This is a genomic window from Marinobacter sediminicola (genome assembly GCF_031157525.1).
GTDB lineage: Bacteria > Pseudomonadota > Gammaproteobacteria > Pseudomonadales > Oleiphilaceae > Marinobacter > Marinobacter sediminicola.
In genome coordinates, this window is record NZ_JAVIXR010000004.1 from 64,723 (window position 1) to 88,179 (window position 23,457).

20 protein-coding genes and 1 tRNA gene are annotated in these 23,457 nt (G+C 53.9%); 12 read left to right on the forward strand and 9 right to left on the reverse strand.

Features of this window, described 5'->3' with window-relative positions; translation table 11 throughout:
* The first annotated feature begins 182 nt into the window (after nt 1-182).
* Complete coding sequence (locus tag RG807_RS07110) at nt 183-1,202, forward strand: quinone-dependent dihydroorotate dehydrogenase (RefSeq protein ID WP_309044280.1); 1,020 nt, start codon at nt 183-185, stop codon at nt 1,200-1,202.
* A gap of 155 nt (nt 1,203-1,357) precedes the next feature.
* On the opposite strand, the gene rmf is transcribed toward RG807_RS07110, so the two are convergent.
* On the reverse strand, nt 1,358-1,570 hold the full coding sequence (gene rmf / locus RG807_RS07115) for a ribosome modulation factor (protein ID WP_200204386.1): 213 nt from the start codon (nt 1,568-1,570) through the stop codon (nt 1,358-1,360).
* Between the two features lie 319 nt (nt 1,571-1,889).
* On the opposite strand from rmf, the gene rlmKL reads away from it, so the two are divergent.
* Nucleotides 1,890-4,064 (forward strand): bifunctional 23S rRNA (guanine(2069)-N(7))-methyltransferase RlmK/23S rRNA (guanine(2445)-N(2))-methyltransferase RlmL, encoded by a 2,175-nt coding sequence (gene rlmKL, locus RG807_RS07120; RefSeq protein ID WP_309044281.1) that lies wholly within the window; start codon nt 1,890-1,892, stop codon nt 4,062-4,064.
* A 27-nt stretch (nt 4,065-4,091) separates the two neighbouring features.
* Here the strand turns inward: rlmKL and RG807_RS07125 are convergent, their stop codons facing one another.
* Nucleotides 4,092-4,700 (reverse strand): outer membrane beta-barrel protein, encoded by a 609-nt coding sequence (locus RG807_RS07125; RefSeq protein ID WP_309044282.1) that lies wholly within the window; start codon nt 4,698-4,700, stop codon nt 4,092-4,094.
* 82 nt (nt 4,701-4,782) lie between these two features.
* Nucleotides 4,783-5,268 (reverse strand): hypothetical protein, encoded by a 486-nt coding sequence (locus tag RG807_RS07130; RefSeq protein WP_309044283.1) that lies wholly within the window; start codon nt 5,266-5,268, stop codon nt 4,783-4,785.
* 136 nt (nt 5,269-5,404) lie between these two features.
* On the opposite strand from RG807_RS07130, the gene RG807_RS07135 reads away from it, so the two are divergent.
* Nucleotides 5,405-6,694: a M18 family aminopeptidase gene (locus tag RG807_RS07135; protein WP_309044284.1), complete on the forward strand. Its 1,290-nt coding sequence runs from the start codon at nt 5,405-5,407 to the stop codon at nt 6,692-6,694.
* 67 nt (nt 6,695-6,761) lie between these two features.
* Here RG807_RS07135 and RG807_RS07140 read toward each other — a convergent pair.
* Nucleotides 6,762-6,837 (reverse strand) — tRNA-Asn (locus tag RG807_RS07140).
* 85 nt (nt 6,838-6,922) lie between these two features.
* On the opposite strand from RG807_RS07140, the gene RG807_RS07145 reads away from it, so the two are divergent.
* Nucleotides 6,923-7,876: a YheT family hydrolase gene (locus RG807_RS07145; protein ID WP_309044285.1), complete on the forward strand. Its 954-nt coding sequence runs from the start codon at nt 6,923-6,925 to the stop codon at nt 7,874-7,876.
* A gap of 6 nt (nt 7,877-7,882) precedes the next feature.
* On the opposite strand, the gene RG807_RS07150 is transcribed toward RG807_RS07145, so the two are convergent.
* Complete coding sequence (locus RG807_RS07150; RefSeq protein ID WP_309044286.1) at nt 7,883-8,512, reverse strand: arylesterase; 630 nt, start codon at nt 8,510-8,512, stop codon at nt 7,883-7,885.
* A 58-nt stretch (nt 8,513-8,570) separates the two neighbouring features.
* Between RG807_RS07150 and RG807_RS07155 the strand changes: the two genes are divergently transcribed.
* From RG807_RS07155 to RG807_RS07165, 3 genes are read left to right on the forward strand one after another with little or no spacing between them, the layout of a single operon-like run.
* On the forward strand, nt 8,571-9,290 hold the full coding sequence (locus tag RG807_RS07155) for an ABC transporter ATP-binding protein (protein WP_309044287.1): 720 nt from the start codon (nt 8,571-8,573) through the stop codon (nt 9,288-9,290).
* Complete coding sequence (locus tag RG807_RS07160; RefSeq protein ID WP_309044288.1) at nt 9,290-11,776, forward strand: ABC transporter permease; 2,487 nt, start codon at nt 9,290-9,292, stop codon at nt 11,774-11,776. Before RG807_RS07155 ends, RG807_RS07160 begins: the two co-directional genes overlap by 1 nt.
* Nucleotides 11,777-11,834: 58 nt before the next feature.
* Nucleotides 11,835-14,225 carry a putative bifunctional diguanylate cyclase/phosphodiesterase gene (locus RG807_RS07165; RefSeq protein WP_309044289.1) on the forward strand — a complete coding sequence of 797 codons (2,391 nt, stop codon included), beginning with the start codon at nt 11,835-11,837 and terminating at the stop codon, nt 14,223-14,225.
* Here the strand turns inward: RG807_RS07165 and RG807_RS07170 are convergent.
* From RG807_RS07170 to RG807_RS07185, 4 genes are all read right to left on the reverse strand, one after another.
* A complete protein-coding gene (locus RG807_RS07170) occupies nt 14,203-14,982 on the reverse strand; it encodes a substrate-binding periplasmic protein (RefSeq protein WP_309044290.1) in 780 nt (259 codons plus the stop codon). The two genes, RG807_RS07165 and RG807_RS07170, sit on opposite strands and share 23 nt — an antisense overlap.
* Nucleotides 14,983-15,157: 175 nt before the next feature.
* Nucleotides 15,158-16,345 carry an iron-containing alcohol dehydrogenase gene (locus RG807_RS07175; RefSeq protein WP_309044291.1) on the reverse strand — a complete coding sequence of 396 codons (1,188 nt, stop codon included), beginning with the start codon at nt 16,343-16,345 and terminating at the stop codon, nt 15,158-15,160.
* On the reverse strand, nt 16,346-16,891 hold the full coding sequence (locus RG807_RS07180; protein WP_309044292.1) for a hypothetical protein: 546 nt from the start codon (nt 16,889-16,891) through the stop codon (nt 16,346-16,348).
* Between the two features lie 170 nt (nt 16,892-17,061).
* Entirely contained in the window at nt 17,062-18,294 is a 1,233-nt protein-coding gene (locus RG807_RS07185; protein ID WP_309044571.1) for a M48 family metalloprotease, read from the reverse strand.
* 152 nt (nt 18,295-18,446) lie between these two features.
* Between RG807_RS07185 and RG807_RS07190 the strand changes: the two genes are divergently transcribed.
* The 5 genes from RG807_RS07190 (at nt 18,447) to RG807_RS07210 (ending at nt 23,390) form a co-directional block, all read left to right on the forward strand.
* Nucleotides 18,447-18,917, forward strand: a complete 471-nt coding sequence (locus tag RG807_RS07190; protein WP_309044293.1) for a PaaI family thioesterase — start codon at nt 18,447-18,449, stop codon at nt 18,915-18,917.
* On the forward strand, nt 18,914-19,348 hold the full coding sequence (locus RG807_RS07195; protein WP_309044294.1) for a PaaI family thioesterase: 435 nt from the start codon (nt 18,914-18,916) through the stop codon (nt 19,346-19,348). Before RG807_RS07190 ends, RG807_RS07195 begins: the two co-directional genes overlap by 4 nt.
* Nucleotides 19,349-19,566: 218 nt before the next feature.
* Nucleotides 19,567-21,459 carry a molecular chaperone HtpG gene (gene htpG / locus RG807_RS07200; RefSeq protein ID WP_309044295.1) on the forward strand — a complete coding sequence of 631 codons (1,893 nt, stop codon included), beginning with the start codon at nt 19,567-19,569 and terminating at the stop codon, nt 21,457-21,459.
* A 5-nt stretch (nt 21,460-21,464) separates the two neighbouring features.
* Nucleotides 21,465-21,683 (forward strand): DUF2835 domain-containing protein, encoded by a 219-nt coding sequence (locus tag RG807_RS07205; protein WP_298446855.1) that lies wholly within the window; start codon nt 21,465-21,467, stop codon nt 21,681-21,683.
* A gap of 192 nt (nt 21,684-21,875) precedes the next feature.
* Nucleotides 21,876-23,390: a catalase gene (locus RG807_RS07210; RefSeq protein WP_309044296.1), complete on the forward strand. Its 1,515-nt coding sequence runs from the start codon at nt 21,876-21,878 to the stop codon at nt 23,388-23,390.
* Nucleotides 23,391-23,457 lie beyond the last annotated feature (67 nt).

Sequence of the window (23,457 nt, forward strand, 5' to 3'; positions counted from 1 at the left end):
CGCAGATTGCAAGGGTTAGGCAAGGATGCTCCGTGATTTTCAACAGGGTTATCCACAGATTCCGTGGAAAAGCTCCCAAGGGCCTAAGTATACAGATGTTTAGCACTGTTGTTTTATGTTACCGGGCCGCTGTGGAAAACTTCCGGTATACTCGCGAGCACGTTTTCTTGAGGAGTTTTCAGATGTACGGCGTTATCCGCAATCTGCTTTTCCGGTTATCACCCGAACAGGCACATGCTGTTGCATTAAACAGCTTGGATCTGGCGCATCGCCTGCGTCTGCTGGGTGCTTTTTCACCGAAAGCAGAGGCACTGCCAGTCAACGTGATGGGGCTTGATTTCCCCAACCCGGTGGGGCTTGCAGCAGGGCTGGATAAAAATGCAGATCATCTGGACGCTCTGGGCGCCCTCGGCTTTGGGTTTATTGAAGTTGGAACCGTTACACCGCTGGCCCAGCCCGGTAACCCGAAACCCCGCATGTTCCGCTTGCCAGAGCACCAGGCCATCATTAACCGCATGGGGTTCAATAACGAAGGCTTGGCCCACATGCTGGAGCGAGTAGACAAGCGCAGCTACCGAGGCATTCTCGGCATTAATGTTGGTAAAAACAAAGATACGCCAAACGAAGAGTCCGAGTCGGATTACCGTAAGGGCATTGCAGCTGTTTATAGCCGGGCAGACTACATCACTGTAAACGTGTCATCACCGAACACGCCGGGTTTACGGGATCTTCAGTTTGGTGATTCACTGAAAGGCCTACTCCACGCCATCAAGGATGAACAGCTGAAGTGCCAGAGCCAGCTCGGTCGTTACGTGCCGATTGCCGTTAAAATTGCACCGGACATGGATGACGAAGGTATAAGGTTTGTTGCGTCAGCTCTGAAAGAGGCTGGCTTGGATGGAGTTATCGCCACAAACACCACCATAAGCCGCGATGCCGTTGCCGGCCACGTTTATGGGGCAGAAGCCGGAGGGCTTAGTGGTGCACCGGTTAGAGAAGCGTCCTTAAGGGTAATCAAAGGGCTGTATGCAGAGCTTGGTGATGAACTGCCGATTATCGGTGTGGGCGGTATTACCGATGGCGAGAGTGCGGCTGAAAAAATCCGTGCCGGTGCCAAACTGGTTCAGCTATATACTGGCTTTATATACCGGGGGCCCGAACTGATTGGTGAAACCGTCGAGGCGATTCGGAAGCTCCGGTAAAGGAAGGGCCCGCAATGCGGGCCCTCACGGGGAGTTAACCCCGTTGCGCTCATCAGCGCATGAGACGGGGCGGGAGGCCCCGTATTGGTTGTGCTGAATACTGCGTCAAATTGTGTGACAAAAGATCAGATTAAGAAGTCGGGGTTTAGCAAATATCACGCGGTGGTGACGTTTGCCATTTTATGGATACCAGAGACGCCGGTCATGCCATCCCATTGATCTGTGCGGCCTTCTCGCCACCCGTTCAGCCATTCCTGGCGAACTTCTGCCTGGTCGAGCGGACAGCTGTCTTTGGACTTTCCGGATACGCCAGCGAGGTAACCCCGCTTGAATGCACGAGCGTACATATCTCTTTTCTGTCTTTTCATGCCGTTCCTCACTAATGGATTAACAGAACAAGCGTGTACACTTCTGCAGTGGCTGTGACATGTGGAATCCACTCCGGGATAACCCACTATTGCCAGCTCCAGCCAGAGCAGTCAGGATCCTGTTAACGAAAGGGAGTTACCCCTTTCCGAACGACGCGTCACCTACAAGGTAAGCCGAAGTTCGAGCAGAAGTACACTATCATTTTGATCTAACGGATCGCTTTTTTTGGTCTAAACTGAATAAGCGATGACCTGAAACCTATGAACGCTGCAATTCCCGTGACTTAGCGAGAATTGCCTAAAGAGCCTGGAGTTGAACTTGTCCAAACCTGTATTTTTTGTAAGTTGCCCAAAGGGTGTTGAGTACCTTCTGGCGGACGAGCTCGGCACCTTGGGTCTCGGGCTGGTGAAAAACGCACCGGCTGGCGCATGGGTAGAGGGCTCGCTTGAGGCTGGATACCGGGCCTGCCTGTGGTCGCGTTTGGCGAACCGGGTGGTTCTCCATATTGACGAAGTAGCGGCTACCAGCGCCGATGAGCTTTACGATGGCGTTGTTCACATTGACTGGCAGCAGCACATTCCTGTCGATGGCAGTTTCCGAGTCAACTTCATTGGTGAAAACGAGGAAATCCGTAACACCCAGTTTGGTGCTCAGCGGGTAAAAGACGGAATTGTAGACCGGTTCACGATGAGCGGCGGAAAGCGTCCGGCGGTTGAAGCCAAAACACCGGATGTCACCGTATCTGCACGGTTGCATCGTGGTCGACTGGCTCTGGGTATCGACATCAGTGGACACAGTCTGCATCAGCGCGGCTACCGAACAGAGCAAGGTCTTGCGCCTTTGAAGGAAAACCTTGCAGCTGCGTTGCTATTGCGAGCGGGCTGGCCTGAAATTGCAGCGGCGGGTGGTGATTTTGTTGATCCGATGTGTGGTTCAGGCACGCTCGTAATTGAAGCGGCGCTGATGGCATTGGACATAGCGCCAGGCCGTCGTCAGGAGCGATTCGGTTTCGAAAAATGGTTGGGCCACCAACCTGAAACCTGGCTGTCTTTAAGGCAAGAGGCTGAGAAGCGAGCATACGAAGGCAAGCAGGGCAGAGTACCGAAGTTTTTGGGATTTGATCAGGATAGCCGGGTCATTTCCACAGCGCGCAATAATGCTCAGCGAGCAGGGCTTGAAGGCTTGGTTGAGTTCCAGGTGCAATCGATTGAAGAGCTATCATTGGGTGATGACAGGGCAGAAGCCGGGCTGGTTCTGGTAAACCCTCCCTACGGCGAACGCCTGAGCGACAGGCAGGCTTTGGCAGGCCTATACGAATCACTTGGCGATGCTGTCAAAGAGGCCGCGTCAGGATGGCGCCTGGGTGTGTTTACGGGGGCTCCGGAATTCGGCAAGTCCATCGGCTTGCGCAGTTTCAAACAATACAAGTTGTTTAACGGCAAGCTACCAGCACAACTGCTTCTGTTCACCATTGATGAGGCGAGTGTGCGCACGCCTCGCGAGCCTGGACTCCCGGGTGAAGTCCTGCCCCGCATTGCGAATGAAGAGCGAGCAGCCATGCTGCGAAATCGTCTGAAGAAAAATATGAAGACTATCGGTCAGTGGGCGCGCAAGCAAAATATAAGCTGTTACCGCCTGTACGATGCGGATATGCCAGAGTACGCGCTGGCGATCGATATGTATGAGGGCAGGGTGCATGTGCAGGAATACGTTGCCCCCAAAACCATTGATGAGCGCTCCGCACGGGATCGCCTGGCCGAAGCACTGGCGGTTATTCCGGAAGCCTTGGGCATTGAGCGGGATCAGATGGTGTGCAAACAGCGGCAGCGTCAGGCTGGCGTTAACCAGTATGAAAAGCAGGATGCCAGCGGCGAGTTCTTTCATGTGAAGGAGCACGGTGTCACCCTCAAGGTGAACCTTAAGGATTATCTCGATACCGGGCTATTCCTGGATCACCGGCCTGTGCGCCACTGGATTCAGCAAAATGCTCAGGGCAAGCGGTTCCTGAACCTGTTCTGTTACACCGGTGCCGCGACTGTTCATGCGGTTGCTGGAGGCGCCAGCCGCTCCCTGAGCCTCGACTTGTCTAACACCTATGTTGGCTGGGCTCAGGACAACCTCAGGTTGAACGCGGCAGATCCACGGAAGCATAAGGTAGAGCAGACGGATTGTCTGGCTTGGTTGGCTGCAAAGCCCAAACCTGATCAGGTTTACGATCTGATCTTTATGGACCCGCCAACCTTTTCCAACTCTGCCCGTATGGCAGGTGTATTGGATGTTCAGAAGGATCACGGCAGGCTGATCCGCCAGGCCATGGCAAGGTTAAGTACGGACGGCTTGCTGATTTTTTCCAATAACTTCCGGCGCTTCAAGCTTGATGATGAGTTGGCCGCAGAGTTTGAGGTTGAAGAGGTAAGTGCAAGCACTCTGGATAAGGACTTCCAGAGGAATGCTCGAATTCACCGGTGCTGGCACATCCGGAAAAGTCTGTAACATTCCATCTGAATTTTGAGAAGGTGTTTAAAACTCGTATTTCAGGCCGGTAGAAAACTGAAAGGTGTTAGCGTCAGTACCAGTATCCTTGAAGAATTTACCGCCCTCTAATACGAGGTAAGTGTCGTCAAACACTTCGAAGTCCATCCCGAATACCCAGCTTACACCGAAGCTGCTGTCTGGAAAGTCGCCTTCCATATCCTGGAATTCGGATCGTACCGGCCCATTTTCATCGTTGATTTCAGCGGTGCCGTGGATAAAGGAAAATCCGGCCTGTGCGTAGACGTTGGCATAGTCTGTAACAGGGTAGTGCAACCCCATATACCAGCTGGCAAAGTAGTCAACGGCAAGGGTCAGGCCGCTATCGCCTACTTTGGCATCCCTGTATCCTCCGCCTGCACGTAGCTCTGCATGAAACAGATCTGTGATATGGGTGCCCATAATCAGTGCCGCGCCACTACCAGTAGCCTGCTCTTTCGAGACTTCACCTATGGTGCGGTAGTTAAACGCTGTGGTTATCAAACCCACATAGTGCTTATCCTCCCGTGGCTTTTCCTGCGCCAGGGAAGCTTGAGAGTGAAGCAGGCAAGCTGGCAGCAGTGCGAGGATCAGGTGCGATCGAACAACCTTTTTCATTATTATCGGGTTTCCTGACGTGAGCGGTTACGGTCTGAGTTTGCCTTGTGTAACCGATTGTTACGTCGACCCATGTCACAGTTTAGTCTTCCTCGAACAGGCCATGTTCCTGAGCCATCAACAATAGAGCGTAAACGCCATTTTCCGGCAGTTGGGGCTCAAGACTTTCATCAAACAGCAACTGACGCCGGCGATCTTCCAGGGCGTTGCTATCCATGCTGGTGATCAGGTCTGTGATGGGAGCGATCTCGAAAGGTGCATCTTGCTCCATGGCGGTAAAAATCAAATCAATCAGGATTTCGTCCGGATCCAGCCCGTCTACGTATACGGTTTGATCAGGCAGGTCCTGATGCAGTTCATGAACAATCTCGATCAAAGGCACGCCCTGTTCGGCCAGGTAGTTCAGATCGATGTCGCCCAGATCGCCGTCTTCCGGTAGCCATTCATCCACCGGAGCAATAACCACCGTTTTCATTTGGCCGTCTTCCAGTGACCAGGCCATAGCAATTGGAAACAGGGCATCTTCGGTCTGGCAGTACTCGATATCGAGAAATCTTGGTGTCGACATGGCAGGCTCCGTTTAGTGGGTGGCGTACAGTGAGTTCAAGATTTTAAAGAAGGCGATTAATGTCTGTTGGTCAGGTATGAGGTATTAAGGCTTCATGCCATACTGTAGCAATCCATATCATTCTATCAGGGACACCATGGAACAAGCTGAATTCAACAAAGATTTACTGAAGTTTTTGAACGCATCGCCCACGCCCTGGCATGCTGTGGCAACCATGAAAAAAAGGCTGGATGCAGCCGGTTTTAAAGAGTTGGATGAAAAAGAAGATTGGTCTCTTGATCAGAAATCCAGCTACTACGTTATCCGCAATGGGTCGTCTATCGTTGCGTTTCGCACCGGAGCAAGCGATGCCGTGGCATCCGGTATCCGCATGGTGGGTGCCCATACCGACAGCCCGTGCCTGAAAGTTAAGCCCAACCCCGAGCTGCGCCGAAAAGGGTATTTTCAGCTGGGCGTAGAGGTGTACGGCGGCGTTCTTATGAACCCCTGGTTTGACCGGGATCTTTCATTGGCCGGTAGGGTGACGTTTCTTGATGGCCATGGCAAGGTCACAGACACGCTGGTGGACTTCCATAAGCCGATGGCGTTTATCCCCAGCCTCGCGATCCATCTGGACAGAGAAGCCAATACCAAGCGCACAGTAAACCCCCAGACCGATCTTCCGCCTGTGTTGATGCAAGTGGCTGAAGACGATGCCACCAGTTTTCACGAGCTTTTGGGCCAGCAAATTACCAGTGAATCCGGCGTGAAAGTACGCAAGGTGCTTGGTTATGAGCTGGGCTTTTACGATGCCCAAGAGGCGAACTTTGTCGGCTTGCGTGACGAATTTATTGCATCTGCACGGCTGGATAACCTGTTGAGTTGCTACATCGGCCTGCAAGCTTTGCTGAATACCTCAGGTGACGAAGCGGCGCTGCTGGTGTGTAACGACCACGAAGAAGTGGGTAGCGTATCTTCCGAAGGCGCCCAGGGGCCATTCCTGACGGCGGTTCTTGACCGCTGGTGTGGCGCCGGCAAGGCAAAAGCCATTGCACGCTCCATGATGATATCAGCCGACAACGCCCACGGCGTGCACCCCAACTACATCGACAAGCACGATGAAAACCATGGCCCTATTCTGAACAAGGGCCCGGTTATCAAGATCAACCACAATCAGCGTTACGCAACCAACAGTCGCTCTGCTGCGGTTTACCGGCATATTAGTGATGAGCTTGATTTGCCCCACCAAAGCTTTGTGGTGCGCAGTGATATGGGCTGTGGCAGCACCATTGGGCCGTTGACGGCGGCAAACCTGGGTGTGACAACGCTGGATATTGGTGTGCCGCAGTTTGGCATGCACTCGATTCGTGAGCTGATCGGTACTGAGGATGGCTTTACGCTGTATAGAGTTTTGACCGAGTTTATGCAGCGCAAGCAGGTGTTCTAGCGGTTTTTAACAGCCCGGAACGAAAAATGCCGCTGCTTCGTATGAAGTAGCGGCATTTAGGAATAAGTGGCTCCCCGAGCTGGGCTCGAACCAGCGACAAACGGATTAACAGTCCGTTGCTCTACCAACTGAGCTATCGGGGAACAGCATCAAGTCGGGCGGCATAGTAGTCGCTTTGAATTAGCCGGTCAACCCCCTGATATAAAAGGTCAAAATTTGTACCGCAGTATGGCTCATCAATATCGCCCTCCACCCTGGTTTCGCAGTGGCCATGTTCAATCGGTATGGCCCGCGTTGTTTCGCAAGGTAAACCTGCAGGAGCCGGTGGGAGAAGTGCTCCCTACGGACGACAAAGATGAGCTGCATCTGGATTGGTATCGCCAGGGCAGCAGCCGCTTGGCGGTCATTTCCCATGGGCTGGAAGGAAATAGCCGGAGACCCTATGTGAAAGGGCTGGCCAGGGCGCTGATGGCCGAAGGCTGGGATGTTCTGGCCTGGAATTTCCGCTCCTGCGGCGGTGTGATGAATCATCAGCCAAGGTTTTATCACAGCGGCGCCACTGAAGATCTGCGCCGGGTTGTGGATCATGGTTTGGCGCAAGGCTATCAAACAGTGTTTCTGTCCGGTTTCAGCATGGGTGGCAACCTTACGCTGTTGTATCTCGGCGAGCAGGGCGAGCGCGTTGACAGCAGAATCTGTGGTGCCGTGGCTTATTCGGTACCCTGCGATTTGGCGGGCAGTGCAGATAAGCTTGCCTTGCCGAGTCGGAAGATCTACATGCAACGATTTTTAAAGGATCTTCGCGTAAAGATGCATGAAAAGGCGCAAAAATTTCCCGAACTTATTGATGTGTCAGATTTTGACTCAATCCAGAGTTTTCATGGATTTGATGATCGATATACCGCGCCACTGCACGGATTCAAGAACGCTGAGGATTATTGGGAGCAGTGTTCTGCGTTGGGTAAACTGAAAGACATCCGGGTGCCGGCGCTAATGGTTAATGCCGCGGATGATCCGTTTTTGTCCCGCGAATGTTTTCCGGAGTCGCCGTCAGTACTTGGTGCTCACGTGAGCATGGACGCCCCCAGGTGGGGTGGCCATGTGGGCTTCGTGGAGTATGGGCAGGGTGGCATCTATTGGTCTGAGCGCCGGGCCCTGGCATTTTTGCAGGGCGTGGTGTGATTTATCTTATTGAAGCAAAGGCTTGAGGACTGGCCATACGTTTTCAAGGAGTATGGGTTGGGCTTCGGCAGTAGGATGAATGCCATCACCCTGCATCAGATTTTCCTGATCGTAGATTCTGTCGAGAAAGAAGGGAACCAGAGCGGTGTTGTAGCTGTCTGACAGCGCTGGAAAGATGTCAGCAAACATTTGTGTGTAGCGCTGGCCGTAGTTGGGGGGTATTTGTATTCCCACCAGAATAGCGCGAGCGCCAGCGTCCTGAACATGCCCAACCATGGTTGCAAGGTTGGATTTGATTACATCGGGTGGAAAGCCGCGCAGGCCATCGTTACCACCCAGTTCGATAATCACCACGGAGGGGCTATTCTTATCCAGCAAGTCAGGCAGGCGCCGAACACCGCCATCGGTGGTTTCACCGCTGATGCTGGCATTTACCACGCGCCAGTTGCCAAGGCCATTGCTTTGCAAGCGCTCACGCAAGAGTTGTACCCAGGCGGTTTCGGTTGGCACGCCGTAGGCGGCGCTGAGGCTGTCACCCACAATCAGCAACGTTTGCTGGCTGGCCATCACGGGCACGGTAATAAATGCCAGCACAATGAATGCGATCGATCTTGAATACAGCAGCACTTTATACATAAACAACTCGTATACCTTGATAAATGAACGTGCTTGTTCCGGGAGCTCCGTAAACAAAATGCAGACTATAAATCCTGATAGCCAGCGCCCGATGTTGCGCGTTGAAAACCTGACCCATCGCGTAAGCCTGGAAACAGATACGCTGACGATATTGAAGGCGGTCAGCCTTGAAATCAATCGGGGAGAATCCGTAGCCATTGTCGGTCGCTCCGGTTCTGGCAAAACCACCTTGCTTGGGTTGCTTGCCGGCCTTGATACACCCACCGAAGGCACTGTTGAGCTCGATGGCGCCATTATAAGCCGGTTAAGTGAAGATGAGCGGGCCCAATTGCGTGCTCACCGGGTCGGGTTTGTATTTCAGTCATTTCAATTGCTGCCCGCGCTGACTGCACTGGAAAATGTCATGCTGCCACTGGAGTTGGCAGGCATGGAAGCGCCGGAAAAGCGTGCCCGTGAATTGCTTGAGCGGGTTGGGCTCGGTGAGCGGCTTACCCATACCCCTCGGCAGCTATCTGGCGGTGAACAGCAGCGGGTGGCTATTGCCAGAGCCTTTGCCTCTGACCCGGCCATCCTGTTTGCCGATGAGCCTACTGGCAACCTGGATAACCGCACCGGCCAGGAAATTTCTGACTTGCTGATGGCGCTGAATCAGGAGCAGGGCACCACGCTGGTGATGGTTACACACGATGATCAGCTGGCTGCGCGTTGCTCCCGGCAGTTCCATATCGAAGCGGGCGAGTTGACTGAGCCAGTTGCTCAGGTGGAGTTTGCACACTGATGGCTGCAGCAAAAAAACTCATGTCGGTGCGCCGCGACTGGCGAGAGAGAGATGTGCGGGTGGTGCTTGCGGCGCTTATTATCGCCGTAGCTACTGTAGCCACTATTGCCCTGTTCGCCAGCCAGTTACAACGCACTCTGGTGTCTTCTGCCAGCTCATTTTTGGCAGCGGACAGGCAGCTGGAGGCCGAAAATGGCCGGCCGGTTCCGGAGCCCTGGATAAACGAAGCAATCGAGCGTGGGCTCGAAACCGGTCGCATGGTGGAGTTCTCTACCATGGTGTTTGGTAGCGATGCCTTTCAGCTTGTGTCGGTAAAAGCGGTCAGCAACGAGTACCCGTTGCGTGGCGAGCTTGAGATCCAGGGGCCGTCAGAAGGTTCGCGGGTTCAAGTGCAAAACGGGCCGGCGCCGGGCGAAGTATGGATCAACCCAAGACTTCTAAGGCTGTTGGATATTCAGGTTGGCGATAGCCTTGAAGTCGGTAGCCGCAAGCTGACAGTGTCGGGCCTGGTGCTGCGGGAGCCGGACGGCGGGTTCAGCCTCTCCGCACTCGCACCCCGGGTGATGATGCACGTGGATGACGTGGATTCTACCGGCGTACTGCAGGAAGGCAGCCGGGTAAAGTACGTTTACCTGTTTGCCGGCGAAGAAGCATCTCTGGAACGCTATTATCAATGGCTACAGCCGCAGCTCGAGCCCAGCCATGAGTGGGAAGGTGTGCGCGACGGTGAAACCTTCTCACGCTCACTGGCTCGTGCTGAAAGCTTCCTGCTGCTAGGCGGTAGCCTTGCAGTCTTGCTGGCGGCTGTCGCTGTGGCAGTGGCAAGCCGGCAGTACGCGTTGTCCCAACGCGACACCGTGGCACTGCTCAAAACTCTGGGCCTTGGCAGTTCCGGAATCGGCCGGCTTTACCTCAAGCGGCTTGGGCTCTGGGGGGTGACCGGTATGGTCGGCGGCCTTCTGGTGGCCTTGCCGCTGTTCTGGATACTCACCCGTTTACTCAGTGAGGCATTGGAAAGGCCGGTGCCGTTTCAGCTGGATTCAGCCGCACTCACGCCGGCACTGTTAACAGCGGTCGTTTCCCTGTTTGCCTTTGCGTACCCGCCCATCAGGCGCCTCAGAAACGTGCCGGCCATGCGCGTATTGCGCAGCCAGCCGGGCGAAACAGGGCGCGAAGCACTGCCTGACATGCTGATAGCTATTGTGGCCGTGTTTGGTTTGGTGTGGCTGTATGCGGGTGAAGTGTCTTTGGTGATTTCCCTTCTGGGAGGCCTTGCCTTGCTGTTGGGCGCTTTGGGCGTACTGGGTTGGGTGCTTGTGGCAACCCTTAGAAAGGTTCGAGGTGGTGGGCATGCCTGGCGCCTGGCGCTGGTTGGGTTGTACCGGCATCGCCGTGCCAGCTTGTCGCAAATTGCCGTATTTGCCATGACGCTCATGCTGGCAACAACACTGATTCTGGTGCGCACCTCCTTGCTGGACGACTGGCAAGCTCAGCTGCCAGACGATGCGCCGAATCACTTTTTGATCAACATTGCTCCGGAGGCAGTGGATGACGTTGCTGCGTACTGGGAAGAGCGTGGCCAGCCACTGGATCAGCTATACCCCATGGTGCGAGGGCGGTTTACAGAACTGAACGGCCAACCTGTAAAAGAAGTGGTGAGTAAAGATCAGCGGGTAGGCGCCCTCAACCGGGAACTCAACCTCACCTGGATGCCCTCTCTGCCTGCAGACAACGTTGTTGTGGAAGGCAGTTGGTTCGAGGAAGGCCAAACCGACGGTGTCTCCGTGGAGGCAGATCTGGCGGCCGCGCTTGATTTGGCACTGGGTGATGAGCTCACGTTCACCATTGGCTCCGACAAGGTCAACGCAACGGTCACCAGCATTCGCACGGTTCAGTGGGACAGCATGAAGCCGAACTTCTATATGGCGTTTCCTCCGGGCGGGGCTCTCACCAATATGCCCGCCACCTGGATAACCAGCTTCCATCTGCCAAGAGACCGTAAAAGCGAGCTGAATGAGTTTTCCCGGCGTTTCCCAACCGTGTCGCTGCTGGAAATCGACAATATAATTGAACGCATACAGGAAATTGTGCGGCAAGTTACCCAGGCCATAGAGGCGATTCTGGTGTTGATACTGGCAGCAGCCCTGGTGGTGATGGCTGCGGTAGTCAGCGCTACGCTTCAGGATCGGCAACGGGAAGGGGCACTTTTGCGCACACTTGGCGGTCGTCAGAGCCTGTTGGTGCGCAGCACCATGCTGGAGTTTGCCTTGCTTGGTGGCTTTGCAGGCATTCTTGGGGTGGCAGCGGCAGAAGCGGCGGTCTGGGCGTTACAGTTCCGGATGTTTGAGGGCGCCTTTAGCTGGCACTGGCAAGTTGTTCTGCCTATACCGATAATCAGTGCGGTAGTACTTTCATTATTCGGGCGTTGGCAACTCCGGCCAGTATTGAGTGTTTCGCCTATGCTACTGCTTAGGCGCCTCGAATAAAGCGATGCCTCCGGCAAATGAATCGTCCGTTTGAGGGGGCCGCACACAGGGAAAAGCAATGCCTAAAAGACAAGGTTGGTTTCGGCAGCCGCCGCGGCTAAAAATAGCCGGCATGGTTGCAGGGCTTTTTTCCCTGGTTTTGATTGCCATGATCTGTGCCGTTTCCATTGTTCAGATCCAAGCTGCGATTACGGCATACGCGGGTGGCGAAAGTATCTGGTCCAGATCCCAGTTATCTGCTGTGATCTATTTTGACCGGTACGCCCGTTCCGGTAACCCTCAGGAATTGAAACAAGCCAGAGACTGGCTTTCGGTTCCGCTTGCTGACCGCGAAGCGCGTTTGGCCATGGAAACTGAACCATTTGATCGGGACGCGGCTAAAACAGGTCTCCTTGCGGGTAAGAATCACCCGGCTGATGTTGGCGGAATGATCTGGTTGGTGCGCAATCTATCGGATGTTGATGATTTTCAGAAAGCCATGGACGCATGGCGAAAGACAGATCCCGGATTGCTTAAGCTTCGCAAAATTGGTGATGCCCTGGAGGCGGAATGGTCTTTGGCGCAGCCTGACCGGGCAAACATTGCGCTGCTTCGACAACAGTTGGCGGAGACAAACGGCGAGCTGGAAACATATGCGGTGCGCTTTCGCGAAGCGATGGCCAGCGCGACCAGAAGGTCAGCGGGCGTACTATCGATTATAAGCACAGTTTTTCTGTTGATTCTGGCCCTTGTGGCCTGGCAACTCAGTGCCCGCCTGACACGTTCGGTGCGACATTCGGCGCAGAAGTTTCGCGCCATATTTGAACAGGCGGCGGTCGGCATAGCTCAGCTCCGGAGCGATGGCTATGTGCTCGATGTTAATGAAGCCCTCAGCAGGATTCTGGGTTACTCAAAGCCCGAGTTACTTTCGATGCGGTATGAAGACCTGTTGTTTCCCGAGGATTGGGAGTCTGGTCGGTTACAGCAACAGGCGGTCATGATTGAAGATGAGGCCAACTATACCTTTGAGCAGCGCCTGAAAAACGCCAACGGAGACGTGCTCTGGGCCAGGCTCACTGTGTCTAAAGCCGAATCACACCAAGATCGCACCAGCAATTATATTGTTGTGCTGGAAGATGTTTCTGAATCCTACCGCATGTCAGAAGAATTGAGCTACCAGGCGAATCACGATGTGCTGACCGGGCTGGTAAACCGCCGGGCATTCGAGCGTCATCTGGAAGCGGTGCTGAATGAAGCACACACTGAACACACCAATCATGCCTTGTGCTTTCTGGATCTGGACCAGTTCAAAGTTGTTAACGACACATCCGGCCACCTGGCAGGTGATGAGCTGCTGCGGCAAGTTGCTACAACAGCACGCCATTCACTGCGGGAAAGTGACGTTCTTGCGCGCCTGGGCGGCGATGAGTTCGGCATCATTCTGCGTAACCTTTCGGCGGATGCCGCAGCTGGTATTGCGGACAAGCTCCGTGTGGCACTTGAGGATATGGCGTTCACATGGGAAGGCAAAAGCCACAGTGTGGGCGGCAGTATTGGTATTGTGCCGATAACACCCGGCGTTGCCGATATCAGTACGCTGATGCGTGCGGTGGATATTGCATGTTACGTGGCCAAGAGCCGAGGCCGTAACCGGACTTACCTTTCTGTTAAAGATGACCTTCAGATATCAGAGCAACGCACTGAGATGGAGTGGGTGAATCGCATTCAGGAAGCTTTGCAGGAAAAACGATTCTTTCTTGATGCCCAGTTTATCGTGCCACCGGTGAGCAACGGTGGCAGGTTGAGATACGAAGTCCTGGTGCGGATGAAGGGCGAAGACGGGAAAACTGTTCCCCCGGGTGCCTTCCTGCCTGCGGCCGAACGCTTTGGAATTGCGCCCAAAATAGATCGCTGGGTGATCGACGAAGTCTTCCGCCAGTTGGTGGCACATGCCGCGCACCTGGAGGAACTGGATGCCTGCCATATAAATCTGTCTGGTCGCTCATTTGATCAGCCTGATTTTGCCGACTTCGTTATCGAGCGGTTAGAGCATTATGGGCTATCAGGCCGCAAAATTTGTTTTGAGCTGACTGAAACCGCTGCCATGCACAACCTTGCAGATGCCCAGGACTTTATGGAACGCCTGCGAGATTCGGAGTGCCGTTTTGCCTTGGATGATTTTGGAACCGGATTGTCGTCGTTCAGCTATCTTCGTCGGCTCCCCGTCGACTATCTGAAAATTGACGGGGTATTTGTGCGGGACATAGTGACTGACGAAACGGATTTGGCGATGGTACGGGCAATAAACGATATTGGTAAAACCCTGAAGAAAGAAACCATCGCTGAGTTTGTCGAAAATGACGAAACCCAGGCATTGCTCAAAGATATGGGGGTGGATTATTTACAGGGGTACGGGCTACATCGCCCGTGTCTGTTCCAGGATATTCTTAGCGGTAATTCGCGAGGATAGCAGCCAGTTCGCCGCTCTTGCGGATGCGTGCCAGTTCTGCGTTGAACTTCTCGGCAAATGGCCGGGATTCCTTGCGCAGCATAATCCGGAAGCCGTAAGAGCTTATGCCCCCTGAAGACACGAACTGATCCTGCAAGCCTTCATTTTTCAGCATCCACTTGCCCACAAGCAAATCCATCACCGCGACATCGAAACGGTCGCCGTGAAGTAAAAATTTAAACATATCTATTTCTTTGGGCACGTCGAAACGCTTGATAGCACCAGACTCAAAGTGTGGTTCCAGTACCGGGTATATGTAACCTAAATGGGTAACGACCGTTTTTGAAAACAGGTCTTCGGGGGAATGGTAAGTCTCACCGGTACTTTTGGGTGTAAAGAACACTTCCTGCACATCCACTACGGGTTCAGTAAACAGAAAGTCTTCGGGGTTTTGTGTCCATTCAACAGCCCGGGAAGTGCCATCGATATAGCTATCCAGCAACATCTGATCTACGCGTTTGCGGGGAATCTTTTTAGCGACGAGTTCATAGCCCAGGCGCTCGGTAATCAGTGAAACTACGTCCCACATGATGCCGGAGGGCGCGTCCCGATCAACGATCATATAGGGCGGGTAGCCGTTAGGGGAAATGTTGAAGCGAAACACCTTTGCATCGCTGGCAAACGCAGTGTTTATGGCCAAGGCAAACGTCAGCAATAAGGTCAGGCAGACAAAGCGTCTAGTAAAAGCTGTAAGCCAGCCAGATTTCAGGTGCTTCATCAAAAGGGACTCTCTGCGGGTGGTACGGTCCGTGGAAGAACTGACCCGGCTAAATCCCTGCCAGAAGGAGGGTAATTGTTACTCGTCTGTCCTGTTATTTCAACAGTGTTGAGTAATGTTGTGTTAAACAGGAACGGAGCCGGTGTTCGGGCCCCGTTTCAGCGTCGTTGTTGTATCAGGCCCAGGCGCGTTGCAGTACTGCTCGTGCGTCCTTCAGATTCACCTCTTTCGGATTGAACATGATGGAGCCGTCGTCGAGCGCCATTTCTGCAATCTGGTCCAGCTGATCTTCGGTAACCTTGCCTGTTTCTTTCAGCGTGCGTGGCAGTTTGCAGCGCTTGTAAAGCGCATCTCTCAGCTTGCGCAGCGCCGAAATACTGGCTTCTGCACGGCGGCTGGAAGGCGTGGCTGCGTATACTTCCGGACCTTCCAGGTGCAAAAGCAACTCGCTCAGCGGTTCACGAATGGTTTCAAGGTTGTACTCAAGTACATAAGGCAGGTACAGACTCATGCACAGGCCGTGGGGCAGGTGGCAGATAGCACCGGTGGCGTGGCCAAGAGAATGCACCAGCCCAACCATGGAGTTGGAGAACGCAATGCCCGCCATGGTGGACGCCTGCGCCAGCTCAAGCCTGCCATCACTGTCTTTCGGGTTGTCCATTACCTGTAGCAGAGAACGGCTGACCTTTTTTATAGCCGCGGCAGCATAAGCATCGCTCAGGGGGTTTTTCGCCATACACGTGAAGGACTCAATTGCGTGGGTCATGGCGTCCATGGCCGTTGCTGCGGTGATGTGAGGTGGCAACGTCAGGGTCATTCGCGGGTCGATCACCGCTGCGTTGGGCAGCAGATATGAAGAGGTGAAAGGCAGTTTTACGCCTTTTTTCTCATCGGTTATGACAGCAATAGAGGTTACTTCGGAGCCAGTTCCTGCCGTGGTAGGCACCACCAAAAATGGTTTGAGGGGACGTTTCAGTACGCCAGCACCCGTGTACTTGGCAACGTCATCTCCGCCCTCTGAAACCAGAATGTTGACCGCTTTGCCTGTGTCGATGGCCGAGCCACCGCCAATAGCAATGATGGAATCGCATTTTTCCTTACGGTAGACGGCGGCAATGTCACGAACGACGGTGGTGGATGAGTCCGGTGGAACATCGTCGTAAATGGAAATAATTTCGAGCCCACTTTCTTCACAGGCCGCAATAACGGGGTCCAGCAGCCCGGCGGCACGAACGCCCTTATCTGTGACAATCATTGGGCGCTTGGCGGCAAGGCCGCTTAGCTCATATGGAATGTGCTCAAGGGCGGCTTTGCCGGCAATGACTTTTACCGGGCAGAAGAACTCGTAATAAGTGTTGGACATTTAGGCTCTCACTGTCTGGACAAAATGGGTGGCAACTTTCAAGTAAATCTGTGCAGCACTGATCAATTTTTCCGGGAGATGCAGGTTTGCCGGATATTCTTTTACGGCTCGTTCGGCAATGATCTTGGGCAGAATGAATGCCTCCAGCCGGTTCAGCACCCGTGTCATACGCACTGCGTAACTAACATCGCCATCCACCAGCATGCGGTCATTGGCAAATGCGACTGAGGTTTTTTCCTGGAACGACAACACCAAAAAAGCGTGGGTAAGGTGCTTGAACTTGATGGACACATCTACCGGGCGAGGGGCTGAGTCCCCATGGTAATGGAAACGGCCGTCGCCGATGTGTTCCACGATCAGCTTGGAGCCGTCTGGCATCACCATCATTTCAAACAGGAACCCTTCAGGCAGAGTTCGCGCCTCTGCCTGAACCTCGCTATCAACCTCACTGACCGCCTGTAGGGCCCGTCCCATAACCTGGAACATCAGCTCTACATACAGGCGTTTCGCCTGGGAAGCCATCGGCTGGATACGTTTCGCTAACATGTCCGTCACCTGGATATGGTTATTGATGACTGATTTTTAGAGTTATTGCTCTAAAAGTCAATGATCATGATGACAGTAAAGTTGCGCACTCTCGGCAAACCTGGATTCGGAAACGAAAAAAGGCCGTCATCCCCAGGATGGCGGCCTTTTAACGCATGATTTTGGAGGTGTTACTGGGTTAGCGCGGCAAGCTTACGCCTGGCTTCCTCCGCAATGTCGCCGCCGGACTCCGCCGCTGTGCTGTAATAAGCGATGGCCTCCTTGCGGTTGTTATCCTTTACGGCAATATCGCCCAGCCGCAGAAAGGCAATGGACGTGGGTACCACCTCGTTAGCCCGGGTCAGGTTCTCCCGCGCTTTGCTCAGATTATTAAGCTGCAGCGCAGTCAGGCCGCTGTGGAGGCGATATGTGAACATTTCGGGGTACATAGACACCGCCTTGTCGAAATCAGCCTGGGCTTTTTCGGGCTGCTTTTGCTCCTGATAAATACGGCCACGCAAAGAATAGAACATGGCTTCACGCGGTAGCAGGTTAATGGCCTCGTTGACCTTTTTAAGCGCTGCATTCATATCGTCATTGGAGACAAGTTTCATAGCTTCGTCGTGGGCATCGTAAGCCGGCTGAGCCTTGCGCAGGAACGCGGTTTTCTTCTTGTAAACCTCTTCCCCGCGATAACCACCGCCGCCTATCTTGGCAACCAGCTTACTGTTCTCCTGTACGCGCTTGGCGGAAGGCGGGTGGGTCGCAAAAAGACCATCTACAAAGCCTGCCTGCTGCCCCTTCGAAAGCTGAAGGAAAATCTCTTGCAGCTCAACAGCAGCCTGCGGGTCGTAGCCGGCTTTTTTCATATAAACGATGCCGTAGTAATCCGATTCCAGCTCATCTCCCTGGCCGTATTGCGCCAGAGCAAGCTGTGCGCCGACAGCCGCGCCACCCATAAGCAAGCCAGCCCACTCGTTATCAGACAGCGCAAACCCTAACCCGGCCACGCCGGCGCTGATCAGCATTCCCTTTTGCATACGCTGAACACTGTGGCGCGCTGCCGCATGCACAATCTCATGGCCCAGCACAGATGCAAGCTGAGCTTCATCACTAAGCTGCGTCAGCAGGCCACGGTTAATCGCAATCTTTCCGCCCGGCAACGCCCAAGCGTTAGGCACACTGCTGTTAAGAACCACGAATTCGTAGGGTAGGTCGGGGCGGTCGCTCACCTGCGCCATCTTCTGGCCAATCTCGCGGACGTAGAGCGTAAGCTCGGGGTCAACATAAAACTGCCCGCCTTGAGTCTGCTGGGTGGGGGTATACTGTTCAGCACCCATGGCGAATTCCTGGCTCTCACCAATCAGCGAAAGCTGGTTCTCGCCAGTAACCGGGTTTACCGAGCACCCGGTAAGCACCAGCATAAATGCCAAAACTGGCGCACAGCGTTGCAAGACCGTGTTTTTCACACTCGACTCCTGTAATTGAAATACTAAGGCGTATAATTACACGGCTGCTGCCGGCTTGAAACACTGCCAGTGGTAAAACCCATACACGACGCACAGGTTTGTTCTGAATGGACGATCGAATCCGGGCCGACCGGGTAACCCGGTTTATCCAAACGCTCAATCAGGCTGTGGAGCTTGGTCTCACGGTGACCGAGACAACGGATCGCAGCCTCACTCTTTGCCTGCCATACAGTGACCGAATCATCGGCAATCCAGTTACTGGCGTGATTCATGGCGGTGCCATCACTACGCTCATGGACACCACATCCGGCTCGCTCATGCTCTGTGCGCTGGACGTATTCGAACTTTGCCCCACGCTGGATCTTCGGGTTGATTACATGCGCCCAGCCGAGCCCCACAAGCCCGTTTACGCACGGGCAGAGATCCACCGATTAACCCGCAACATCATATTCACCCGATGCGAAGCCTATCAAGACCACGGCGAAACCGTAGCTAACTGCGTAGGAACCTTCATGCGCATCGGCCCCCAGGCGCTGCCGCAAGCCTACCGTGAAAAAATCACCGGAGGCCCGGTATGACTGATCTGGAAACCTTGAAATACACCCGCGAAACAGGCGACTTCTCCCGGCTGATCGCGAGCATTCCCTATGCAAACTTTATTGGCCTGGAGTGCGATCAATTTGGCGACGACCTCATCTTCCGCCTGCCAGCCAAAGATCAAAACCTGGGTAATCCTGTACTGCCCGCTATTCACGGCGGCGTAATAGGTGGTTTCATGGAGCTCTCGGCTGCGATATACCTGATGCTCGCCCAGGAAACCGTTCGCATGCCCCGCATCGTAAACTTCTCCCTGGACTACCTCCGCGCCGGCCTCGACCGCGAAATCTACGCGGAGTGCCGACTCACCCGACAGGGCAACCGGGTAGCAAACGTGATGATAACCGCCTGGCAAAAGTCCCGCTCCAAGCCAATTTCCACCGCGCGGGCGCATTTCCTGCTGGAAGACTGAGCCGCTTTCTGCATCAGGGCTTGAAATGCTCTCGCGCGACCCCATTTTTGCATCATGAATAATTCCGATGCCGGATGACACGGGAGCGAAGGGCATTCCAAAACCGTGCGGAGCCATGGATGGCGGAGCCGAGCGTACACGGACGTATCTACAGCGTGTTTTGGAATGCCCTTCGCTCCCGTGTCTCACCACATGTTTCATGCAGGAGAGACTGAAGAATGACAGTTGAATCAAAAAAAGAGACGTTAGGATTCCAGACTGAAGTAAAACAACTACTTCACCTGATGATCCATTCCCTGTATTCAAACAAGGAAATCTTCCTCCGTGAGCTGATTTCCAACGCCTCCGATGCCGCAGATAAAATGCGCTTCGCCGCCGTAAAAGACGACGGCCTGTACGAAGGCGATTCCGACCTGCAAATCCGCCTGGGTTTCGACAAAGAAGCCAACACCATTACCCTGACTGACAACGGCATCGGCATGAGCCGTGAAGACGTCGTTCAGAACCTCGGCACCATCGCCCGATCCGGCACTGCAGAATTCCTTAAGCAGCTTTCCGGCGATGAAAAGAAAGACAGTAAACTGATTGGCCAGTTTGGTGTGGGCTTCTATTCCGCATTCATCGTTGCCGACAAAGTTGACGTGTTCACCCGCCGCGCCGGCGCGCCAGCTGAAGAAGGCGTGCATTGGCAGTCGGCTGGAGACGGCGAGTTTACAATCGAGCAGATCGCTCGGGAAAAGCGCGGGACTGAAATTGTTATTCACCTGAAACCCGATGCCACCGAATTTGCCGATGGCTTCCGCCTGCGCAACCTGGTGAAGAAGTACTCCGACCACATCTCCTTCCCGGTGGTCATGAAGTCCGAACCGACCGAAGAAGGCGAAGAGCCAAAAGACGAAACCATTAACGACGCAACCGCGCTGTGGACACTGCCTCGCACCGAAATCAAAGACGAGGAATACAAAGAGTTTTACAAGCACATTGCTCACGACTTTGAAGACCCGCTCACCTGGTCCCACAACAAGGTAGAGGGCAAACTGGATTACACCAGCCTACTGTACATTCCGGCTCGTGCGCCGTTTGACATGTACAACCGTGATGCGCCCCGTGGCTTGAAGTTGTATGTACAGCGTGTATTCATCATGGACGACGCAGAGCAGTTCCTGCCGTTGTACCTGCGCTTTGCTAAAGGTGTGGTGGATTCCAATGATCTGTCACTGAACGTATCCCGTGAAATTCTGCAGAACGATTCCACGGTAGACAGCATTCGCACAGCGCTTACCAAGCGTGTGCTGGACATGCTTGGTAAGTTGTCCAAGAAAGATGCCGGTGAATACCAGAAGTTCTGGGATGAGTTCGGCACGGTTCTCAAGGAAGGCCCGGCGGAAGATTTCAGCAACCGCGAGAAAATTGCCGGCCTGCTGCGCTTTGCCTCTACCCACACAGGTGAGAGTGCCCAGAACGTATCTCTGGACCAGTACATTGAGCGGATGAAAGAAGGTCAGAGCAAGATCTACTACATCACAGCCGATAACTTCATGGCCGCGAAGAGCAGCCCGCATCTGGAAGTGTTCCGCAAGAAGGGTATTGAGGTACTGATTCTCTCCGACCGTATCGACGAGTGGATGATGGGCTACCTCAACGAATACAGCGAAAAGCAGTTCCAGGACGTAGCCCGTGGCGATCTTGATCTTGGCGATGTGGAAACCGAAGAAGACAAGAAGCACAAGGAAGAAGCTGCTGAAGAGCACAAGGCGCTTTTGGAACGTATCAAAACAGCACTCACCGACCGGGTTCAGGAAGTGCGGGTTACCAACCGCCTGACAGACTCGCCGGCGTGCCTGGTAACCGGCGACTTCGATATGGGCGCCCAGATGAAGAAGATCATGGAAGCAGCGGGCCAGAAGGTTCCCGACAGCAAACCGATCTTTGAGATCAACGTAGATCACCCGCTGGTTCAGCGCCTTGAAAGCGAGAAGGGCGACGAGCGCTTCAATGAGCTCTCGGCCGTTCTGCTGGATCAGGCCACACTGGCCAGTGGCGAGCAGCTACAGGATCCGGGTGCCTACGTAACCCGCTTGAACCGTCTGTTGCTGGAACTGGCTAACTAAAGCCCATGCACCAGATTATCGTGGACATAAGCATCAGCCCTGATGAGTGGATAAAATTCTACCAGGGCGTTGCTACCGATGTTCACGCTACGGCCCGGGACGGACGCTCAGTTCGCTTCCCGGCCCGTATTCTCTCCCGCTTTTATCTTCGCGACGGCGTTCGTGGCTCCTTCCGAATCGTGTTTAATGAACAAGGTAAGTTCGAGTTCATTGAGCGAGTCTAGTATTTCCCTCCTCTCATTCCTGATAGTTAAAAACTTTCGATGTCTTTCTCTTAATTGATTATCTGCACGGTGATTGGCGTGGTCCAATGATTTTGAACGCTGACACTGAAACAAGGAAAAGAGCACAAGTTGCTGAGTACGAGTCTTGGTATAAGCTGTTCAATGATGATATGAATTTCAGAGGAACGGATCATGACCGATGAAAACTCAAAAAAGGGTAAGTGCCCGGTATCACACCTGACAACCGCTTTTGGTGCCCCGGTAGTCGACAACCAGAACTCGATGACCGCTGGCAAACGCGGCCCCGTGTTGGTTCAGGATGTGTGGCTCAACGAAAAACTCGCCAATTTTGTGCGTGAGGTTATTCCTGAGCGCCGCATGCACGCAAAAGGGTCGGGTGCGTTTGGTACGTTTACCGTAACCAATGACATTACCCGCTATACGCGCGCTAAAATTTTCAGTGAAGTAGGGAAAAAGACCGAAATGTTTGCCCGCTTCAGTACTGTCGCAGGTGAGCGGGGCGCGGCCGATGCCGAGCGTGATATTCGCGGCTTTGCGCTCAAATTCTATACCGAAGAAGGCAACTGGGACATGGTGGGCAACAATACCCCTGTGTTCTTTTTACGGGATGCCAAGAAGTTTCCGGATTTGAATAAAGCCGTAAAACGCGATCCGAAAACCAACATGCGTTCGCCCACGAACAACTGGGATTTCTGGACACTTCTGCCCGAAGCTCTGCACCAGGTGACTGTGGTGATGTCAGACCGTGGCATCCCCAAAAGCTACCGGCACATGCATGGCTTTGGCAGCCACACCTACAGCTTCTGGAACGAAGCAGGTGAGCGCTATTGGGTGAAATTCCACTTCAAAACGCAGCAAGGCATTGAGAACCTGACCGACGCCGAGTCAGCGGCAGTTGTTGCTGATGACCGTGAAAGCCATCAGCGAGACCTTTTTGAAGCGATCGAGCGTAGCGACTTCCCGCGCTGGAAAATGTATGTGCAAGTGATGCCCGAAGCCGATGCGGAAACCTACCACGTGCATCCGTTTGACTTGACCAAGGTTTGGCCCAAGGGGGATTACCCGCTCATCGAGGTCGGCGAGTTTGAGCTAAACCGAAATCCTGAAAACTATCATATGGATGTTGAGCAGGCGGCCTTCTCGCCAGCGAATCTGGTACCTGGTATCAGTGTCTCTCCGGACAAGATGCTTCAGACGCGCCTCATTAACTACCCCGATTCGCAACGGTATCGTTTGGGTGTGAACTACCAGCAGATACCGGTGAATGGGGCTAAATGCCCGGTTATGAGCAACCATCGCGATGGTCTTGGCAGGGTAGACGGCAATTACGGTAGTTTGCCGCATTATCAGCCAAACAGCTTCGGTCAGTGGAGAGACCAACCCGAATATGCAGAGCCGCCGCTCAAGATTGACGGGAATGCGGCCATGTTCGATTTCCGTGAGGATGATGACGATTATTACAGTCAGCCCCGCGCACTGTTTCAACTGATGACACCTGCTCAACAGCAGGTACTGTTTGAAAATACCGGGCGGAATATGGGGGATGCGCCAGACTTCATCAAACAGCGCCACATCGACAACTGCACCCGTTGCGACCGGGCCTATGGCGAAGGGGTTGCCAAGGCTCTGGGGATGTCGGTCAAGTCGCCTGATGAGCTGGATCCCAACCCTGAATTGGCAGAGTAATATCTGCTTGCAGTAAAAAGCACTCATGGGAGGTGAGCCCCGGTAGCCTTCACTACCAAAGCGAGCG

Coding starts and splice junctions, on each gene's coding strand:
- RG807_RS07130 (WP_309044283.1), bottom strand. CDS start 5,268: ATGTCGACACCAAGATTTCTCGATATCGAGTACTGCCAGACCGAAGAT.
- htpG (WP_309044295.1), top strand. CDS start 19,567: ATGACAGTTGAATCAAAAAAAGAGACGTTAGGATTCCAGACTGAAGTA.
- RG807_RS07185 (WP_309044571.1), bottom strand. CDS start 18,294: ATGCTGGTGCTTACCGGGTGCTCGGTAAACCCGGTTACTGGCGAGAAC.
- RG807_RS07150 (WP_309044286.1), bottom strand. CDS start 8,512: ATGTATAAAGTGCTGCTGTATTCAAGATCGATCGCATTCATTGTGCTG.
- RG807_RS07175 (WP_309044291.1), bottom strand. CDS start 16,345: ATGTCCAACACTTATTACGAGTTCTTCTGCCCGGTAAAAGTCATTGCC.
- RG807_RS07210 (WP_309044296.1), top strand. CDS start 21,876: ATGACCGATGAAAACTCAAAAAAGGGTAAGTGCCCGGTATCACACCTG.
- rmf (WP_200204386.1), bottom strand. CDS start 1,570: ATGAAAAGACAGAAAAGAGATATGTACGCTCGTGCATTCAAGCGGGGT.
- RG807_RS07110 (WP_309044280.1), top strand. CDS start 183: ATGTACGGCGTTATCCGCAATCTGCTTTTCCGGTTATCACCCGAACAG.
- RG807_RS07165 (WP_309044289.1), top strand. CDS start 11,835: ATGCCTAAAAGACAAGGTTGGTTTCGGCAGCCGCCGCGGCTAAAAATA.
- RG807_RS07170 (WP_309044290.1), bottom strand. CDS start 14,982: ATGAAGCACCTGAAATCTGGCTGGCTTACAGCTTTTACTAGACGCTTT.
- RG807_RS07160 (WP_309044288.1), top strand. CDS start 9,290: ATGGCTGCAGCAAAAAAACTCATGTCGGTGCGCCGCGACTGGCGAGAG.
- RG807_RS07205 (WP_298446855.1), top strand. CDS start 21,465: ATGCACCAGATTATCGTGGACATAAGCATCAGCCCTGATGAGTGGATA.
- RG807_RS07135 (WP_309044284.1), top strand. CDS start 5,405: ATGGAACAAGCTGAATTCAACAAAGATTTACTGAAGTTTTTGAACGCA.
- RG807_RS07180 (WP_309044292.1), bottom strand. CDS start 16,891: ATGTTAGCGAAACGTATCCAGCCGATGGCTTCCCAGGCGAAACGCCTG.
- RG807_RS07125 (WP_309044282.1), bottom strand. CDS start 4,700: ATGAAAAAGGTTGTTCGATCGCACCTGATCCTCGCACTGCTGCCAGCT.
- RG807_RS07155 (WP_309044287.1), top strand. CDS start 8,571: ATGCAGACTATAAATCCTGATAGCCAGCGCCCGATGTTGCGCGTTGAA.
- RG807_RS07190 (WP_309044293.1), top strand. CDS start 18,447: ATGGACGATCGAATCCGGGCCGACCGGGTAACCCGGTTTATCCAAACG.
- RG807_RS07195 (WP_309044294.1), top strand. CDS start 18,914: ATGACTGATCTGGAAACCTTGAAATACACCCGCGAAACAGGCGACTTC.
- RG807_RS07145 (WP_309044285.1), top strand. CDS start 6,923: ATGGCTCATCAATATCGCCCTCCACCCTGGTTTCGCAGTGGCCATGTT.